This is a genomic window from Flavobacterium sp. 90, assembly GCF_004339525.1.
GTDB lineage: Bacteria > Bacteroidota > Bacteroidia > Flavobacteriales > Flavobacteriaceae > Flavobacterium.
In genome coordinates, this window is the sequence record NZ_SMGE01000001.1 from 3,164,732 (window position 1) to 3,183,685 (window position 18,954).

Sequence of the window (18,954 nt, forward strand, 5' to 3'; positions counted from 1 at the left end):
TTTAAGGTTTAAAGTTTCAAGTTGCTTGGAATTTTAGACCTTAAATTTTTTAACTATATTAATAATAGAGAAGCAGTTAACTTCTCACTTTTAACTCAAAACATTTAACTTACAAGAAATGCAACTACTAGACGGTAAAAAAACAGCTGAAGACATTAAAAACGAAATTGCAGCCGAAGTTCAATCGATAAAAGCAGCCGGAGGAAAAGTACCTCATTTGGCAGCAGTAATTGTTGGGACAAACGGAGCGAGTTTAACTTACGTAGGAAGTAAAGTAAAATCTTGCCAGCAAATAGGCTTTGATTCAACTTTAGTAAGTTTACCGGAAGATATTACCGAAGCAGATTTATTGGCAAAAATCAAAGAACTAAACGAAGATGACGATCTTGATGGATTCATCGTTCAGTTGCCATTGCCAAAACATATCGACGAACAAAAAATCTTATTGGCAATCGATCCTGATAAAGATGTTGATGGTTTTCACCCAACAAACTTTGGTAGAATGGCTCTTGAAATGGAAAGTTTCATTCCTGCAACACCATTTGGAATCATGCAATTATTAGAGCGTTACAATGTAGAAACTGCCGGAAAACATACCGTTGTTATTGGTAGAAGCCACATTGTAGGTCGCCCAATGAGTATCTTAATGAGCCGTAAAGGAAATCCTGGAGATTCAACAGTAACTCTAACGCACAGTAGAACTAAAAACTTAGCTGAGTTCACTAAAAACGCCGATATTATTATCACAGCATTAGGAGTTCCAGAATTCTTAAAAGCAGATATGGTTAAAGACGGAGTTGTAATCGTAGATGTTGGAATTACTCGCGTAGAAGATGCATCAAACCCAAAAGGATACGTTATCAAAGGAGATGTTGATTTTGACGGTGTAAGCAAGAAATCATCATTTATCACGCCAGTTCCTGGTGGAGTAGGACCAATGACAATTGCAATGTTATTAAAAAATACACTTTTAGCAAGAAAAATGAGAAGCGCGAAAAAATAATTTTTGCAATCAAATCATAAACAAAGCCTATTCAATCGAGTAGGCTTTGTTGTTTTATATACTTTGGGCGTGACCGTATTTACAAAAGGCGCTATTTAACATACCGCTTATGCGCGCCTTCCGCAAATACGGTCGGGCTATCCACGCTACTTCGGTAGCCAGCTCCTATCCCTCACGCAAATATTAGGTGAGTGATCAAATCTCAACGGGCAATGTCATTAAGTTAAGCTTTAAACACAATCCCTTTGCGATCTTAAAGCAAAGCGCAATTCACAAAACTTTGAGAACTTTGCGTAATCCTTTGCGAACTTTGCGGTAAAATTTTATGTGTCGAGTTACTTACGTGACTTCGACTTCGCTCAGCCTGACAAGATTGCATTTTTTTTTAAAAATTTAACTTAATAATTGCTCAACGGGACGAGATTTAACTCCGCTAGGAGTTGCAGATTGGTAGAAAAAAATACAGAACAAAGAATAAATTATACGTCAAGAAAAATAACTCCGCTAGGAGTTACAGGTTGGTAGAAAAAATACAGAACGAAGAATAAATTATACGTCAACAAAAATACTCCGCTAGGAGTTACAGGTCGGTAGCAAATATATATAGTGAATCCATAAAATATCCCGTAGGGATTACACATTTTTAGATAGCACAGATTTATTTAAAACCATAAAAAAAAATCACAATAAAAAAAATCAACATTAATACTTGTCAATTCAAAATAAAACATAACTTTGCAATACAAAGTACTTTTATTATGAATCAGAAGCACCAAGAAGATTTAGCACATATTCGTTCCATGATGGAGCGCTCTTCAAGATTTATATCCTTAAGCGGACTCTCAGGAGTATTTGCCGGACTTTCAGCTTTAATTGGAGGATTATATGTTTATCAGCTTTTTAAAGCAAGCGGACTTGAATATTTTGATGGCGAACATAAATTGTATTCAGCTAATTTAGTTTCTCATTTATTCATTACTGGAGTTGTTATTCTGATCTGTGCTTTTACGTTTGGACTTCTTTTTACGATCAGAAAAAGCCGAAAATACGATTTGCCTATTTGGACAACGGCCACAAAAAAAATGCTGTTTAATTTAGCCGTTCCACTTTTGGCAGGAGGTATATTTTGTTTAGCACTTTTGCATCATGAAATTTATGGTTTTGTAGCGCCAACGACTTTGATCTTTTACGGTTTGGCACTTGTAAATGCTGAAAAATATACTTTTTCGGATGTGAAATATTTAGGATTCAGTGAGTTAGTATTAGGATTTATTTCTCTTTTTTATATTGGATATGGTTTAGTTTTTTGGATCATAGGATTTGGTATTTTGCATATCTTGTACGGATTAATAATGTTCAAAAAATATAAATAATCCAAGCAATGGGAATTATTGATAAATTAAATAAAGATTTTGAAAGCCGTGTCAGATTGGGAATTATGTCCATTCTGATGGTTAATGAATGGGTTGATTTTACTGAGATGAAAAATCTCCTTAATATCACTGATGGAAATTTAGCAAGTCATTCCTCAGCACTTGAAAAGTCAGAATATATCGAAGTCAAAAAAGAGTTTGTAGGCAAAAAGCCCAAAACCTCGTACCAAGTTACACCTAGAGGACGTGCGGCCTTTAAGGAACACCTTTCTTACCTTGAAAAATTAATGAAATCGTAATAACTATATTTTTTTATCTAAATACTTTGAAACGCAAAGTGCTTTTAAAATTTAAAACAATGAAAAAACACCAAATTATTCTAGCTAGCAGTTTGATATTTACGCTGCTTTTTTACAACGAGTCAGTAGGAGTAAACCTCGCTATTTTTGGACTATTCTTAACCTGTTTAATTTCCTATTCCTTTCAGGATCGGTCTGTTGACAGATTGCATTTGGTTTTGGTAATTACTTCAGTTTTATCTTGTTTGGCATTTGCCTGGTATGGCGATGCTGCGTCTTTTTTTGCTATGGCAATGTCTATTCTCTTTTTGCAATTCAAAACACAGGATTCGCAACTCAAAATAATACAGATTTTTCCACTTGTGTTTTTAAATGCATTTGCCACATTGGGACGTGTATTTATCTTTACTCAATGGCTTCCGGAAAGAAAAATTCACAACAATTTCACTAAAAAACTAGTTGCTTATTTTATTATTCCAACAATATTCCTGGTTGTTTTTTTTGCAGCTTATTCGTTCGGAAGTACTCATTTTTCGTCTTTGCTAACAGATTATACTTTAGATCTTGATATTGTTCAGGTTATTCTAATTGGATTATTAGGGTTTTATATCTCTTTCAGTTTTTGGAATTATTGGGTACCAGAAGTTTGTTATGAAAAAAATGAAATGCTGAATAATGATTTCACTAATGCAGCTGAAATCAAAAATCAACAAACATTTTCATTTCTGGATTTGGATTTCGAAAGAAAAAGTGGCGAAATTACTTTAGCGCTTTTAAATTTTATGCTTTTGGTTTTTATCGTGACCTATAATTATGAACAGTTTTTTGAAGTGGTAAAAAAATCAAACTTAAGTGCCGATACACACGAGAGAGTCAATTCAGTAATCTTCTCGATTATTATGGCGGTTGGTTTAATATTGTTCTATTTTAAAGGCGGATTTAATTTTGATAAAAAAGCTGATAACCTTAAAAAATTAGCTAAAATATGGATAGTCTTAAATGGACTTTTAATTGTAAGTACAGTTATTAAGAACTCGGAATATATTGCGATTCAAGGATTAACTTATAAACGATTGGGTGTTTATGCTTTTCTTATTTTAGCAATAATAGGTTTGTTTTTTGTATTTCTAAAAATCACAAAACAAAAAACAAATGCTTATCTGGCAAATCAAATGGTGTGGTATTTTTACGGAACAGTTTTAATATGCAGTTTTGTAAATTGGGGAAGTCTAATTACGAGTTATAATATTTCTGTTAATAAATGTGTAGAACCGATATTCTTAAGTAGTTTGAATTTTAATGATGAAGCCAGAAGAGAATATTTTTCAAAGAATCACTTAGATGGTCAATTAGAAGAAATTAACAGAGAGCAGCTAATTGATGGGTATCAGAATAAACCATTTCTATCAAAAGCGCTCTATTATGAGTTTATGAATAATAAATAGTTTGCATAACCGTCTTAAATATGATATTAAGGCGGTTTTTTAATGCCTAATTGTTTTTGATTCTAAAAATAAAAGATACTTTTGCAGCACTTAAAAAATGACTTCTCCAATGGACGATTATTATTCGTTAGTATTAAATTAAAAAGTAGCTTTTTGATCTTTTTCAAATTGCTATGATAAACCCCGCAATTTTGAAATGAAAGCCTTTTACAAAAACAACAACGGACTAATCGAGACACAAGAATGGACTCCAAATTGCTGGATCAATATTGAATCTCCTACTGAAACTGAGAAAAAGTACTTACTGGAAGAACTTCAAATTCCCGAAGCATTTTATAATGATATTGAGGATATTGACGAAAGGCCTCGTGTCGAAATAGAAGATGGCTGGACGCTAATTATTATGCGTGTTCCTATAAAAAGTAACGATGTTAAATTACCTTTTCAAACCATTCCGATGGGTGTGATTTTTAAAAAGGATATCTGTGTTACCATTAGTTTTTATGAAACACAAATTATTTCTGATTTTGTACAATATACAAAACGAAAAAACATCCATATAAAAGACAACTTCGATTTAGTTTTAAGGTTGTTATTGTCATCAAGTGTTTGGTATTTAAAATATCTGAAACAAATCAATCAAAAGATAAAACTAGCCGAAGATAATTTGGAGAAATCTATAAAAAACGCAGAACTACAAGCGCTTTTGCAAATAGAAAAGTGTTTGGTGTTTTTTATTACTTCCTTGAAAGGAAATGATGTTTTGTTTCACAGAATAAAAAACCTAAAAGCACACAGAGAAGATTTTGATCCTGATTTGCTTGAAGATGTAGAGATCGAAATAAGTCAGGCACAAGATACAGCCAATATTTACAGCAACATTTTGACAGGAATGATGGATGCTTATGCTTCGGTAATTTCTAATAATATGAATAATATTATGAAGCAAATGACTTCAATTTCTATTATTCTGATGATTCCTACTTTAATCGCCAGCTTATACGGAATGAACGTGCCAAATGGTATGGAAGAAAGTAAATACGGATTTTGGATACTTCTTTTTATATCTGTTATTTTATCTTCTTGCGGCGCATTTTTGTTTAAAAGAAGAAGATGGTTTTAATAAAAATATTTTAAAAATAGTCATAAAAAGAGAAGTCCCATTCGCCGCGGCGAATGGGATTTTTTTATAAATTTAATAATCTCCTTTTTTCTTAAATCGAGGATCATATTTTGAGATGAATTCTGTTCTTCTTGTTGGAGGAGTTTTAGGAGCTTTGGGAGCTTCTACTTTTGGTAAACTCGCTTCTTCTGTTTTACTAGATGGCTCAATTAATTGATTTAATTCTTTAATCTCATCATCAGTCAAATCGCGATAACGACCAACCGGAATATCAAGCGATATGTTTATAATTCGAATACGTTTAAGCGCCGTTACATCATAACCCAAGTATTCGGTCATTCTACGAATCTGACGGTTTAAACCTTGCGTTAAAATAATTTTAAACGTGTATTTACTAATTTGTTCCACTTTACATTTTCGGGTAACCGTATCCAAAATCGGAACACCATTTCCCATTCGTTCTATAAAGCGATCCGTAATTGGTCTGTTAACTGTTACCGTATATTCTTTTTCGTGATTGTTTCTGGCGCGCAAAATCTTGTTTACGATATCACCGTCATTTGTCATAAAAATTAATCCTTCACTGGCTTTATCCAATCTTCCAATCGGAAAAATACGTTTAGGATAATTAATATAATCCACAATATTGTTTCGAACCTCTAAATTCGTTGTACATTCAATTCCAACAGGTTTGTTAAAAGCCAGGTAAACCAATTTCTCATGTTTTTCAACAATCAATTTTCCGTCTATACGTACTTCGTCATTTGGTGAAACTTTCGTTCCCATTTCAGGCACAACACCATTTATTGTTACACGTCCTTCTTCGATAAGTTTATCGGCTTCACGACGAGAACAGTAACCTGTTTCTCCAATAAATTTATTAAGACGTTTTAAATTCTCTTCCATATTGCAAAAGTAAGCAAAATTTAGACTTCTTAGAATTTTAGATTTCAGACTTTAAATTGCTGGATTGTGAATTTTATGCAATTTTGTTATTCTAAGGCACAAAATCTTCACAAACGTTTCATTGTACGCGGATGACGCAGATTTGCTTCGCAAAGACATGGATTAAAACGGATTTTTTTCTTTCTGCATGAAACACAAAGTAATTACTTTATTCACTAAAAAAAACTTAGAAACTTAGTATCTCAGAACCTTAGTGACTTAAAAAAAAAGCCTTTGTCCCTATGAACCTGTGAAACTTCGAACCTTTACTCATGATATGAAGAACTATCTTCCGGCGTTTCTTTGCGATCAAACATTCCGTAATCGCGAACTACGGTTGCAATTCTTAAATGATAATCTTTAAAAACTTCATTTCTTCCTTTTGCTTGCGCATGACGATGCATTTCGAGATTTCTCCATTGCTGAATACTTTTTTCATCTCGCCAAAAAGATAACGACAAAACCTTTTCCGGATTGTTAAAGCTTTGAAATCTCTCAATAGATATAAATCCATCGATATGATCTAATTCAGGGCGAAGATTTGCTGCTATTTCAAGATATTCTTCTTTTTTCCCTTCGTTAGGAATTACTTCAAAAATTACTGCTATCATATTTTTTGTTTTTTAATTATTGAATAGAAAGCCAAATGTTTTTAGGTAATCTGGCATTAATCATTGGTTCGTATTGAATGTTGTTTTCTAAAATTGTAATTGTTTTATATTTATCAAATAAAAACCATAAAGCTTCAGTTGCCAATTGAATCGAGAAATATTTAGCCAGACACATATGACCGCCAATTCCGAAAGTTAGATTTTCGATATTGTTATTTCTTTCAATATCAAAAATAGCCGGATTTTTAAACTTTTCAGAATCGCGGTTTGCCGAAGCCAGAACAATTAAAATCAAATCATTTTTTTTAATAAGGCTTTCGCCGATATGAAAATCTTCAGTTGCAACTCTTCTTGTGTTGTGAATTGATGGATCAAACCGAACTGTTTCTATAACTGATTTTTCTATTGCAGTTTTATCCGAAAAAGTCTTATTGTGAATGATTTGTAACAACGAATTACTCAAAATTCCGCGTCCGGCATCATAACTCTGAATAAATAATCCGATTAAATTACTCAGGGCTATTTTTATAATCTCATCAGATGAAATTTTATGCTTTTCGCCGATGGAAAACAATGATGATTCAAGAACAAGAACGGATAAATGTTTCTCAATTCTTAAAAACAAGTCCTCTGAAATTTCATTAATAGCATTTACTTCTTCATCAGTTTTCTTTGGAAGCATTATTTTAACTATGGTTTCTATATTTTTAGAAATAAAATTAGAATCGCTGCCATTAAAATTAAAGCTTTTCAGAAGAATTAGTATCGGCAGTTTTTTGGATACAGAATTGACCCAATCTATTTTGTTTTCGATTAAATCATTTTGAATTAATGCAGTGGTAACCGAACTTATTTCAACAGATTTCATTTTTGAAAAAAGCATTATCGAAATTTCTCTTCCAATTTCATGTTGAATTCCATTTGATAATCGAGTCAGATTATTCAAAATATCTAAAGCATATTCGTTTAGATTCTGAATGTTATCAGGATTTATAGTCGGAATTTGGGCTTTAGGATTTTTTAAAACTTCAACACAATGTTTATGAGAATATATTGCCCATATTTTATTTGATTCATCCCAATAAACGGCATTTTTATTCCGCATATTTTCATATAATAAATAAGGATCAGAAACATCAGATTGCAAGAATAAAGAAGAGTTCATGTTTATTTTTTTTGCAAAGTTATTTAACTTTACAAAGAGATACTTCATTCTGTACTTAACTATAAAAAACCAAATGGAAGATCAATTTATAAAAACAGCAACTTTAATTGGTGATCCAACTCGTGCAGCAATTATGTGGACATTGCTCGACGGAAGAGCATTTACAGCAACAGAATTGTCAATTGCAGTAAATACGTCTCCACAAAATATGAGTATGCATTTGGGTAAACTTCTAGATGCCAATTTACTTAGCGTTGAAAAACAAGGGCGCCATAAATATTACAAATTCTCGAATAAAGAAGTTGCGTACGTTATTGAAGCAATGGCGAATCTTATTCCAAAACCAGCAATTCAATCCAAAAAAGAAACCGAAAGTTATCCTCCAATAAAATATTGCAGAACTTGCTACGATCATTTAGCAGGAAAGATAGGTGTTGCTGTAACGGATAGTTTGCTAAATCAAAAGATATTAATAGAAAATAAAAGTAATTTTGAAATCAGTCCTAATGGAGAAAAATGGTTTTCTGATTTTGGAATTAATATAGAAGAAGCTCAAAAGCAAAAACGAATATTCTTAAAACCTTGCCTGGATTGGAGCGAAAGAAAAAATCATATTGCTGGTTCGATAGGTTCACTTTTGTTCAATAAAATGATAAATGAAGATTGGCTCAGAAGAACAAAAGATTCAAGAGCGATAATCATCACAGGAAAAGGCGAGAAGGAATTGTTGAAATATTTTAATGTAGTTGTTTAAAAATTTTAGATTGCAGATTTTAGACTTCAGATTAATAAATTTCACGCAATCTTGTCATTTCTCCTTGGTAGAAATGACAATACTACCATTTATTAAGGAAAAAACTTAGAACCTTAGCTACTTAGTACCTCAGAACCTTTAAGACGAAAACAAAAACTCAATTACTCTCTGATACAATTCATCGTCATGCATTCCGTGGCCTAAACCTTTGGTTTCGATAAACTGACTGTTTTTCCAATTACTGGCAATTTTCTTTCCTTCTTCAAAAGCAACAATCTTATCAGAAGTATCATGTGCAATTAAACCCGCAACATTAAATTCTGAAGCGAATCTTTGTCCGGAGAAATCTTCCAGTTTAAAGTTGAAACGACTCATGAATTTACTTTCTAAAAGTGAAAACATCTTCGTATTTAAACTCAACATCGATATGTAATTATTAATCAAAGTTTTCAATTCTGATGGAGCTCCAAGAATAACCATTTTGTTAATGCTGGTATTCGGGAATAAATATTGGTGATAAACGCAAGCCGCTCCACCAATCGAGTGACCAATAATAATTGTAGGCTGATATTTTTCGACCGCTTTATTAATGAATTCAGCGTAAAGCGGAACATTAAATTCTTTTCCGCTGCTTTGTCCGTGTGCCGGAGCATCAATAGCAATTATCGTACTTCCTGATTCTTGAAGATGTGGTAAGGTTTTTTTCCAGCGCGAAGCATTACTTTCCCATCCGTGAACCAGTAGAATTTTGGTTTCGTTTCCTTTCCAGATATACGTCTGAAAATGATGTTCGTTATGATGAAACGTTTCTGTTTCGGTATTTTTCAGGACTTTTGGTAAACTCTCTTTTTGTAATCGGCCAATTCTGGGTTGGCTAAAAAGAGCATATGAAAGTTCGACAGCTTTTTGTGGACGAACATAACTTAAGAAATTAATATATTGTCCAACTGATTTTACTGTAATGAAACGAATTCCTTTTTTAATTCCCAAAACTTAAATTTTTTCTAAAGGTAAAAAATGTTTTGCCACAGATTAAAATGATTTTCACAAATTAGTGAAAAGTTTCGCCACGAATTTCACGAATTCACACTAATTAATTTGTGCTAATTCGTGAAATTCGTGGCGGAAAATTTTAAGCAAAAAAAATCCCGATTTAATCGGGATTTTAAATATTTAGAATTTAGAGAACAATTGTTCCATTTTTTCTTTTTCTTCTTCAGCTAATGCGCTGTCAACCAAAATTCTTCCAGAGTGCTCATCAGTGATGATCTTCTTTCTAGAAGCGATCTCAACTTGAGTTTGTGGCGGAATAGTGAAGAATGATCCTGCAGAAGCACCTCTTTCGATAGATACTACAGCTAAACCATTACGAACACTAGTTCTGATTCTAGTATAAGCAGCTAATAATCTTTCTTCGATTTGACCTGAAAACTCAGCTGATTTCTCAGATAAGAAGATTTCTTCTTTTTGAGTTTCTGCCATAATCGCATCTAATTCATTTTTTTTGTGTTTTAAATGAGAGCTTTTAGCATCAAGTTTTTCTTTTAAGTTAGAAATAACTTCTTTTTTATGCTCGATAGAAGCTTTCATTTCTTTGATTTGCTTTTCAGCCAATTGAATTTCTAATTCTTGAAATTCAACCTCTTTAGTCAAAGAATTAAATTCTCTGTTATTACGAACTGATTCTTGTTGTTTTGTGTATTTTTTGATAACCTCTTTGTGCTCATCAATCGCATTTTTCTTCGATTTGATAAGATCCTCAATCACTTCAAGTTCACTTTTCAGTTTCTCTGAACGAGTGCTTAAACCTGCAACTTCATCTTCTAGATCTTCCACTTCTAAAGGAAGTTCTCCTCTTACGTTTCTGATTTCGTCAATTCTAGAGTCAATAAGCTGTAAATCGTATATTGCTCTTAACTTGTCCTCAACACTTAATTCTTTCGTATTCGCCATATTCTATAAGTACTTAACTGGATTTGTATTTTCTTCTGATAAAATGATTGCAAAATTAAGGATTTTTTTTCGAAGATAATCAACAATATAGTTTTTTGTATAGCGTTCGCTCTCAAAATGACCAATATCGGCTAAAAGTAGTCGGTTTTCAGCTTCATAAAACTGATGGTATTTTAAATCGGCAGTCAAAAAAGCATCGGCTCCAGCCTGAATTGCATTTTTTATGGCAAAACTTCCTGAACCTCCCAAAACGGCAACTTTCTTAATTTTTTTTCCTGTAAAGGCAGAATGGCGAATTCCATCGGCAATCATTTTGTCTTTTACGAAATGCAGAAACTCTTTTTCATCCATTTCGGTTTCAAATTCTCCAATCATTCCTAATCCAATATTTTGATGAGAATTTTGAAGATCATAAATTTCATAAGCGACTTCTTCATAAATATGATTTGCAAAAAGAGCTTTTAGAATTTTAGATTGTAAGTGCTTTTCAAAAACAACTTCAATTTTTATTTCAGTTCCGGTATGTAGTTTTCCTTTTTCTCCAATTACAGGATTACTGTCTTCATTTCCTTTAAAAGTAAAAAAGCCTTCCGTATTAAAACTGCAGTTATCATAATTTCCAATTGTTCCTGCACCGGCTTCAAACATCGCATTACGCACTTTTTCTGAATTATCCGGAACGGTATAAGTAACTAATTTTTGAATGAAATTCTGTTTCGGAATTAGAACTTTAGTATTCGTTAATCCTAAAGCATCGCAGAAAATTTTATTAACTCCAGCCGAATGATTATCCAAAGCGGTATGAACGGCATAAATAGCAATGTCATTTTTGATAGCTTTTAAAATCGCACGCTCAACATAGTTTTTACCCGTGATTTTTTTAATTCCCGAGAATAAAATAGGGTGAAAGCAAACCACAAGATTGCAATTTTTAGCAATAGCTTCTTCAATTACATTTTCTAAAGCATCGTGACAAACTAAAACTCCTGTACTTTCGGTTTCAGCATCACCGACTAAAAGTCCAACATTGTCAAAATCCTCGGCGTAAGCCAAAGGTGCCATTTCTTCGAGAACTTCTATTATATTTTTGATTTTCATTATTTTGTTGTTTCAAGTTTTATTTGTTTCAGGTTTCAGGTTGTTGTGTGAATCTTGAAATCTGAAACAAATTCATCAAACAAATTAACGAATAAAGGTATCAACTTTAAAATATTTGATAGATATTGTTTTATGTAAATAAGTACTATAATATTACAAGTATTACACGTAATAGTAATTTTGTATCTTTGTGTTTAAATCAAGAATCATGAAAACGCTAACCGTAAAAATAAACGAACGCACAAAGATAGGGAAAGCTTTTATTGCCATATTTGATAGTTTTAAAGGTTTTGAGGAAATTGAAATTATTGAAACAGATGCTTATGGACAAGTTAACGAGGAACAAAGCATATATAGTTCAGAATTTATTGAAAAGGTTAAAAAAGCAGAAGAGAATATTAGACAGGGAAAAACCACAAGATTAAATCCAGATGATATATGGGGAAGTATTTTGTAGAATTTGACGATATTGCTCGTAAAGATTTGAAAAATCACTATAAATCAGGAAATAAAGCTACTATAAAAAAGATTGAAAAAATACTTTTGGAATTAATTGAAACACCTTTTTCAGGAGAAGGACAGCCAGAGGAGTTGAAACATAATTTTAATGGATATTGGTCTAGAAGAATTAATCAAAAAGATCGAATGATTTATCGGGTAGAGGAAGAAATTGTGACTGTTATTATAGTTTCTGCGATGGGACATTATTCTGATAAATAACTTTATGAACTTACTTCGAAAAATACTTTTTCCGTTTGCCATCTTATACGGATTCATTACTTCAATCAGGAATTTTCTTTTTGATAAAGGAATTCTAAAATCGACTTCATTTGATATTCCGGTTATTGCTGTTGGAAATCTGAGTGTTGGCGGAACCGGTAAAACACCTCAAATAGAATATTTAATCCGATTGTTGTCTGATCGATATAAAGTGGCAACTTTAAGCCGCGGTTATAAACGTAAATCCGAAGGTTTTGTTTTGGCTAGTGCAACTTCAAATGCTGAAATTCTGGGAGATGAACCGTTTCAGTTTTATCAAAAGTTTCCAAATATTCAGGTTGCAGTTGATGCTGATCGAACAAACGGAATTACGCAATTGCTTTCGCAACAAGAAAAACCTCAGGTAATTTTATTGGATGATGCTTATCAACATCGAAAGGTAAAAGCAGGATTTTATATTTTACTGACTTCTTACGGTGATTTGTTTGCCGATGATTTTATGCTTCCAACTGGAAATTTGCGTGAAAGCAGAAGTGGAGCAAACAGAGCTAATGTTGTAATTGTAACAAAATGTCCAAAATCTTTATCTGATGAAGAACAAGCTCAAATTCGTTTGAAATTAAAACTTACTTGTTCTCAACAAATTTATTTTACTTTTATAGATTACGATAGTTTTATTTATGGCGAAAATGAAAAAGTAGCGGTTAGTGAAATTAAAGACGAATCGAAATTACTTCTTGCCGGAATAGCAAAACCAACTCCGTTTTTTGATTATTTAAAAAATGAGAAAGATGAATGTTTGACTTTTCCGGATCATCATAATTTTTCTGATGCCGATTTAGAATTGGTTCAATCTAAGGCTCAAAATAAAAGAATCATTACAACAGAAAAAGATTATGTGCGTTTAAAAGATTCTAAATTAGCTTCGCAATTGTATTATTTGCCTATTAAAAGTACATTTATCAAACATCAGCAAAATTTTGACGCAACAATTTTGGAGTATGTCAAGTAAACTTAAAACTGAGAATCTTAGAGACTTAGTCCCGAAGCTTCGGGATAGTAATTCAAAAAGACTAATCAAAAAACTTAGCGATAATGCTGTAAAATTCATCTGGAACAAATGGTTTTGTAATAACATCATTCATTCCAAAAGATAGAAGCATGTCTCTGTTTTCGTCAAGCGAAATTGCTGTAAGTGCAATAATAGGAGTCGTTTTATCAAATTCTCTGATTTGTTGTGTAGCCGTCGTTCCATTTATTCCAGGTAAATGAACATCCATTAAAATCATGTCGAAACGTTTGACTTTCAGAAGTTCTACAGCGTCTTCACCATTATCGAGAATCTCGCAACAAATCGCTTTGTTTTCAAGCATTTTTCGAGTAATCATTTGATTGATTTTGTTGTCTTCAATCAATAAAATCGATTTGTGTTTGAGTTGCTTGTCATTATACGGTTTAGCTTCTTCGACTACTTCCAATGGTTCATTGTTGATTTTAAAATTTAGTTTGAATGTAAAAGTAGATCCTTTTCCAACTTCACTTTTTAGTTTTATTTCTCCGCCCAAAAGCTCGATTAATTTTTTTACAATGGTAAGACCCAATCCGGTTCCGCCATATTTTCTATTAACCTCAATTGATCCTTGTGAGAAACTTTCGAAAACAGATTGTAATTTGTCTTCGGGAATACCAATTCCGGTGTCTACAATTTCAAAATAAACGGTAGCAATTTCATCTTCCTGCGCATACAATTTGGCTATAACATTTACGTTTCCGTTTTGCGTAAATTTTAAAGCATTGTTTATTAAGTTCAGTATGATTTGGGATAGCTTTGTTGGATCGCCAATTAAATTATCCGGAATTGTTTTGTCAATCTCCAGATTAAAATAATTTTTATTGGCTGTTGCTAATTCTTTCAGAGAGCTCTGAATGTTGAATAGTAATTCTTTTAGGTTGAAGCTAATGTTTTCTATCTCAACTTTAGTCGAATCGATTTTGTTGATTTCAAGAATTTCATTAATAAAAGTAGTGAGGTAATTTCCGGAGAATTTTAAAGACTCAAGATATTTTAATTGTGTTTTTTTAGGATTGTCTTCGAGTAATAAATGCGTGATTCCGTTAATTGCATTCAAAGGCGTCCGCAGTTCATGACTTACAGTCGAAAGAAATTCTGATCTGGCTTTAGATGCTTTTTCAGCTTTGTTTTTTGCGAGAATAAGTTCTTTATTTTTCTCTCTCAAAAGTAAATTATTCTGATTTCGAATAATATTGTTTTTGTATAAAGCTAAACTTAAAAGGGATAAAATCGAAATAAGAGCAATTGCCAAAATACTCACAAGTTTGGAGTATCGATATGTTTTCAGCTGAATTTTTTCTTCACTTTCGCGTTTAAGCGTATTGTTTAAAGATTGATTTTTTTTGAATTTTTCAAATTCATTAAGATCAATCTTTGCATTTTTTAGTTTTAAAAGATAGTTTTCTATTTGGTAATGTTCGTCTAAATAAGAGTAGGCAAGGTCGTAGTTTTTATTTCGTTTGTAATACTCGCTTATTCCTAAGATGATTTTAGATTTTTGAGCCAGATTATTGGTTTTAGCATTATAATCTAAAGCGCGATCAAAATAAATTATAGCAGAATCGTTTCGTTTAAGTTGTGTTTCGATTAGACCAAGTTGATAATAAGCGTCAGTTTTTGCTTTTAGAATAGACGCATTATCCGGTTTCTTGATTATTTTTTGAAAAGATTTTGCAGCTAAAGGTAGATTTTTACTTGTTTTTAGTGCCATTGCTTTCTGATAACTTAAAAGCTCAGCATGGTCTGTAATATTTAGCTGTTTTAAAAGATCGTCGGCTTTTTTATAATAAATATCAGCTGTTTTGTAATCGCCTTTTGCGGTATTGGTCAGGCCAATGTAATGAAGTCCTAATACTTTAGTGCAAGTTGGATTTACAACATCAAAGTAAGAAAGGCTTTTGTGGAAGTTTTTTAGTGCTTCTTCGTATTTTTTTTGATTGTAATAGATTTTTCCAAGCTTAAAAGTCTGGTTCGCCAGATTCTCTACTTTATGATTGGTTTCGCAAAAATCGATTGATTTTTTAGTGTAAAAGACTGCCTGATTATACTCTTTTTGGTTAAGATTCTTGTTTGCTAGTTTGTTGTAATAGGAAATGCTATCTGTACTCTTTTTAATTTGAGAATACAAAAATGAATTAAAAAAACAAACAAGAATAAAAAGATGATATTTCATGTATGGCAATGCTTTTACAATGAATTCTACGTTTTCTTTATTAGTAAAATCAAATCTATTAATCTTGATGAATAGCCAATTTCGTTATCGTACCAACCTACAACTTTTACCATTTTGTCAATGACAGATGTTAGTTGCGCGTCAAATAAGCACGAATGTGTGTTGCCAATTACATCAACAGAAACGATTGGATCTTCTGTGTAATCTAATATTCCTTTTAAATTTGTTTTTGAGGCTTTTTCAAATGCGTTATTAATTTCTTCAATCGTAACAGCGCGTTTTACATTAAATGTTATGTCTGTCAGGGAACCATCCGGAACAGGAACACGAATTCCACAACCTCCGATTTTATGATGCAATTTAGGAAAAATTTTCGTTAATGCCTTAGCTGCACCCGTAGTTGTTGGAACAATCGACTGACTCGCACCTCTTGCACGTCGCAAGTCCTTATGTGGTTGGTCGTGAAGACTTTGGTCTGTTGTGTAGGAATGTATTGTTGTGATGTAAGCTTGCTCAATTCCGCATAAATCATCAATGATTTTTATCATTGGAGCGGCATTATTTGTCGTACAGCTTGCATTCGAAACAATATTTTCAGTTCCGTCCAGGATATTTTCATTTACACCAAGAACTACCGTTTTTATAGTGTCAACTTCTGATGGAGCTGAAAGAATTACTTTTTTTGCTCCGGCTTCAATATGAGCATTAAGTTCTTCATGAGTTTTGTATTTTCCGGTAGACTCAATCACAAAATCAATATTGTGGCTTTTCCAGTCTAAATTAGAAATGCTTTTTTCATGAAAGAATAAATAATGTTTTTCGTCAACAATAATACCTTCGTCATCATGACTAACTTTATAAGGTAAAACTCCGTGAATACTGTCGTATTTTATCAAATGCGACATGGTTCTGTTATCTGCAATATCATTAATTGCAACGACTTCTATTTGGGGATGGTTTAAAAGAAGACGGAACAAATTTCTTCCAATTCTTCCAAAACCGTTGATAGCAATTCTAGTTTTCAATTTTTTTGTTTATTCGGTAAATCGTTTATTCGTCTAATCGATTTACCGAATAAACGAATGAACGATTAAACTTTTTATAAAATATGTTTTTGTGCTTTGTATGAGGAACGAACTAAAGGCCCGCTTTCGACATGACGGAAACCTAATTCAAGACCAAATTTTTCATACTTAGCAAATTGTTCGGGTGTGATAAATTCTTTAACAGGTAAATGTTTTTTACTTGGCTGTAGGTATTGGCCAATAGTAACAACATCAACATTTGCATTGCGTAAATCTGTCATTGTCTGAAAAACTTCCTCTTCAGTTTCACCTAATCCAAGCATAATTCCGGATTTGGTTCTGTTGATTCCTTTTTCTTTCAAATAACGTAAAACTTCCAGACTACGATCATATTTTGCCTGAATACGAACTTCACGAGTTAAACGACGAACGGTTTCAACATTATGAGAAACTACTTCAGGATTTGCTTCTACAATTCGATCAAGATTTCTTTCGATTCCTTGAAAATCAGGAATTAAAGTTTCAAGAGTAGTATTTGGGTTCATTCTACGAATTGCTTTTACAGTTTCAATCCAGATAATAGAACCACCATCTTTCAAATCATCTCTGTCAACACTAGTAATTACAGCGTGTTTGATGTTCATGATTTTTATAGAACGTGCTACTTTTTCCGGTTCATCCCAATCTACTGTTTCAGGTCTTCCGGTTTTTACGCCGCAAAATCCGCAAGAACGCGTACAAACATTTCCTAAAATCATGAAAGTTGCTGTTCCTTCACCCCAACATTCGCCCATATTAGGACAACTTCCTGAGGTACAAATAGTATTTAAGCTATATTTATCAACCAAACCACGTAGTTCAGTATATTTTTGTCCAATTGGAAGTTTTACTTTTAACCATTTAGGTTTTCCAGTTGGTATATTTTCAATGACTGTTTCCATATATCAAAATTCAAAGTACAAAGATAAGCAATGTAGTTTATTTGGAGATTCGTTTAAGATTTAATTTGGTATTGATCTATTTGGTATTTATAAAACCTTGTTTAGTAATAATTTTATCATAATGTTAAATTTCTGTTTTTAAATCATGATGTTGGTTTAAAAGCTTGTTTTTTGTCTGTTAATTCAAGAAAGACGAATAATAATGATAGAAGTCTGATTTTTACTCGTTTAAAATTTATATCTTTAATTGTTAAAAAAATAATCTTTATTGAAATAAAAAGGCATTGATGTTGTACTACATTTGTTGTTAAATTGTAATAATAAAAAACATGAAAAAGAAAATTATTGTATTTGGAGTTTTATTTGCCACATTTGGTTTCACTAGAATGAATGCGCAAATTAATTTTGGAGATAAAGCTATAGGAGCCGTTCAAAAAGGAATTTCAGGTTTTACATTTAGTAATGCTGATGCAGCTGCGTTATCTAAAGCAGCAGTTGATAAAATGGATACAGAGCATGATGTTGCAAGTGCAACTGATCCTTATACTTTAAGATTGAATAGAGTTTTTGGAAAATATACTGCTGGTGAAGGTTATACACTAAACTACAAAGTTTATAAGTTAAAAGAAGTAAACGCTTTTGCAACTGCAGACGGAAGTGTTCGTGTATATACAGGTTTAATGGATATCATGGATGATAATGAATTGCTTGCGGTAATTGGTCACGAAATTGGTCACGTTGCAAATCATGATTCTCAAGATGCTATAAAAGCGGCTTACAAAAAAGAAGCTTTAATGGATGCTGCAGCTTCTCAATCAGCAACAGTTGCAAGTGTTACAGATAGCCAGTTAGGAAAAATTGGAAGTGCGATTATTGATAGTAAATTTAGCCGTAAACAAGAAGCTGAAGCCGATTTGTTTTCTTATAACTTTATGAAAAAGAATGGTTATAATGTAAATGCCGAAGAATCTGCTTTTAGAATTCTTGCTAAAATGAGCGAAGGAACTGAAGCTTCATTTATTGATCAGATGATGAGTTCTCACCCAGATTCTAAACAAAGAGCTGAAGATGCTAAAAAACGTGCTGAAAAAGACGGTTTGTATAAGCCTTATGTGCAACAAAAAATTGTAAATACAGCACCGGCAAAAACAACAACTAAAAAAGCTACGACGAAAAAAACAACTAAAAAGAAATAATAATTTCTAATTAGAAAAATAAAACCCGACAAGTTTCAGAAATTTGTCGGGTTTTTTA

Annotated in this window: 19 protein-coding genes; 10 read left to right on the top strand and 9 right to left on the bottom strand. The window is 32.3% G+C overall.

Annotated elements, in window-relative coordinates; genetic code table 11:
* Window positions 1-118 precede the first annotated feature (118 nt).
* The 5 genes from C8C83_RS13050 (at window position 119) to C8C83_RS13070 (ending at window position 5,243) form a co-directional block, all read left to right on the top strand.
* Window positions 119-1,003, top strand: coding sequence for a tetrahydrofolate dehydrogenase/cyclohydrolase catalytic domain-containing protein (locus tag C8C83_RS13050; RefSeq protein ID WP_121328940.1), 885 nt, complete (start codon window positions 119-121; stop codon window positions 1,001-1,003).
* A gap of 758 nt (window positions 1,004-1,761) precedes the next feature.
* The gene (locus tag C8C83_RS13055) at window positions 1,762-2,376 is read left to right on the top strand and encodes a hypothetical protein (RefSeq protein ID WP_121328941.1); all 615 of its coding nucleotides are present in this window, start codon (window positions 1,762-1,764) and stop codon (window positions 2,374-2,376) included.
* 8 nt (window positions 2,377-2,384) lie between these two features.
* Window positions 2,385-2,675: a transcriptional regulator gene (locus C8C83_RS13060; protein ID WP_065450961.1), complete on the top strand. Its 291-nt coding sequence runs from the start codon at window positions 2,385-2,387 to the stop codon at window positions 2,673-2,675.
* 59 nt (window positions 2,676-2,734) lie between these two features.
* Complete coding sequence (locus C8C83_RS13065) at window positions 2,735-4,120, top strand: DUF4173 domain-containing protein (RefSeq protein ID WP_132011772.1); 1,386 nt, start codon at window positions 2,735-2,737, stop codon at window positions 4,118-4,120.
* Window positions 4,121-4,316: 196 nt separating this feature from the next.
* Window positions 4,317-5,243, top strand: coding sequence for a magnesium transporter CorA family protein (locus C8C83_RS13070; protein ID WP_132011773.1), 927 nt, complete (start codon window positions 4,317-4,319; stop codon window positions 5,241-5,243).
* Between the two features lie 72 nt (window positions 5,244-5,315).
* Here C8C83_RS13070 and rluF read toward each other — a convergent pair whose 3' ends face one another.
* From rluF to C8C83_RS13085, 3 genes are all read right to left on the bottom strand, one after another.
* Window positions 5,316-6,149 (bottom strand): 23S rRNA pseudouridine(2604) synthase RluF, encoded by an 834-nt coding sequence (gene rluF, locus C8C83_RS13075; protein ID WP_099709434.1) that lies wholly within the window; start codon window positions 6,147-6,149, stop codon window positions 5,316-5,318.
* A 305-nt stretch (window positions 6,150-6,454) separates the two neighbouring features.
* Window positions 6,455-6,799 (bottom strand): antibiotic biosynthesis monooxygenase, encoded by a 345-nt coding sequence (locus C8C83_RS13080; protein ID WP_121328942.1) that lies wholly within the window; start codon window positions 6,797-6,799, stop codon window positions 6,455-6,457.
* Window positions 6,800-6,815: 16 nt separating this feature from the next.
* Window positions 6,816-7,964, bottom strand: a complete 1,149-nt coding sequence (locus tag C8C83_RS13085; RefSeq protein ID WP_158598153.1) for a cytochrome P450 — start codon at window positions 7,962-7,964, stop codon at window positions 6,816-6,818.
* Between the two features lie 73 nt (window positions 7,965-8,037).
* On the opposite strand from C8C83_RS13085, the gene C8C83_RS13090 reads away from it, so the two are divergent.
* Window positions 8,038-8,718, top strand: coding sequence for a winged helix-turn-helix domain-containing protein (locus C8C83_RS13090; protein WP_121328944.1), 681 nt, complete (start codon window positions 8,038-8,040; stop codon window positions 8,716-8,718).
* A 138-nt stretch (window positions 8,719-8,856) separates the two neighbouring features.
* Here C8C83_RS13090 and C8C83_RS13095 read toward each other — a convergent pair whose 3' ends face one another.
* The 3 genes from C8C83_RS13095 to C8C83_RS13105 all read right to left on the bottom strand — a co-directional run bounded on the left by C8C83_RS13095 (window position 8,857) and on the right by C8C83_RS13105 (window position 11,769).
* Window positions 8,857-9,708: an alpha/beta hydrolase gene (locus tag C8C83_RS13095; protein ID WP_121328945.1), complete on the bottom strand. Its 852-nt coding sequence runs from the start codon at window positions 9,706-9,708 to the stop codon at window positions 8,857-8,859.
* A 183-nt stretch (window positions 9,709-9,891) separates the two neighbouring features.
* Window positions 9,892-10,671: a C4-type zinc ribbon domain-containing protein gene (locus C8C83_RS13100; RefSeq protein WP_099709429.1), complete on the bottom strand. Its 780-nt coding sequence runs from the start codon at window positions 10,669-10,671 to the stop codon at window positions 9,892-9,894.
* Window positions 10,672-10,674: 3 nt separating this feature from the next.
* Window positions 10,675-11,769: a Nif3-like dinuclear metal center hexameric protein gene (locus tag C8C83_RS13105; protein WP_121328946.1), complete on the bottom strand. Its 1,095-nt coding sequence runs from the start codon at window positions 11,767-11,769 to the stop codon at window positions 10,675-10,677.
* 208 nt (window positions 11,770-11,977) lie between these two features.
* On the opposite strand from C8C83_RS13105, the gene C8C83_RS13110 reads away from it, so the two are divergent.
* Genes C8C83_RS13110 through lpxK form a run of 3 tightly spaced genes read left to right on the top strand, consistent with a single transcriptional unit; the run spans window position 11,978 to window position 13,501 of the window.
* Window positions 11,978-12,226, top strand: a complete 249-nt coding sequence (locus tag C8C83_RS13110) for a DUF2683 family protein (RefSeq protein ID WP_121328947.1) — start codon at window positions 11,978-11,980, stop codon at window positions 12,224-12,226.
* A complete protein-coding gene (locus tag C8C83_RS13115) occupies window positions 12,208-12,489 on the top strand; it encodes a Txe/YoeB family addiction module toxin (RefSeq protein ID WP_121328948.1) in 282 nt (93 codons plus the stop codon). Before C8C83_RS13110 ends, C8C83_RS13115 begins: the two co-directional genes overlap by 19 nt.
* Before the next feature lie 4 nt (window positions 12,490-12,493).
* Window positions 12,494-13,501 carry a tetraacyldisaccharide 4'-kinase gene (lpxK, locus tag C8C83_RS13120; RefSeq protein WP_121328949.1) on the top strand — a complete coding sequence of 336 codons (1,008 nt, stop codon included), beginning with the start codon at window positions 12,494-12,496 and terminating at the stop codon, window positions 13,499-13,501.
* 61 nt (window positions 13,502-13,562) lie between these two features.
* On the opposite strand, the gene C8C83_RS13125 is transcribed toward lpxK, so the two are convergent.
* From C8C83_RS13125 to lipA, 3 genes are all read right to left on the bottom strand, one after another.
* Window positions 13,563-15,734, bottom strand: a complete 2,172-nt coding sequence (locus tag C8C83_RS13125) for an ATP-binding protein (protein ID WP_121328950.1) — start codon at window positions 15,732-15,734, stop codon at window positions 13,563-13,565.
* A gap of 26 nt (window positions 15,735-15,760) precedes the next feature.
* Entirely contained in the window at window positions 15,761-16,759 is a 999-nt protein-coding gene (gap, locus tag C8C83_RS13130; protein ID WP_121328951.1) for a type I glyceraldehyde-3-phosphate dehydrogenase, read from the bottom strand.
* A 74-nt stretch (window positions 16,760-16,833) separates the two neighbouring features.
* Window positions 16,834-17,700 (bottom strand): lipoyl synthase, encoded by an 867-nt coding sequence (lipA, locus tag C8C83_RS13135; protein WP_095382922.1) that lies wholly within the window; start codon window positions 17,698-17,700, stop codon window positions 16,834-16,836.
* A gap of 329 nt (window positions 17,701-18,029) precedes the next feature.
* On the opposite strand from lipA, the gene C8C83_RS13140 reads away from it, so the two are divergent.
* Window positions 18,030-18,896, top strand: a complete 867-nt coding sequence (locus C8C83_RS13140) for a M48 family metalloprotease (RefSeq protein WP_121328952.1) — start codon at window positions 18,030-18,032, stop codon at window positions 18,894-18,896.
* The last annotated feature ends 58 nt before the right edge of the window (window positions 18,897-18,954 follow it).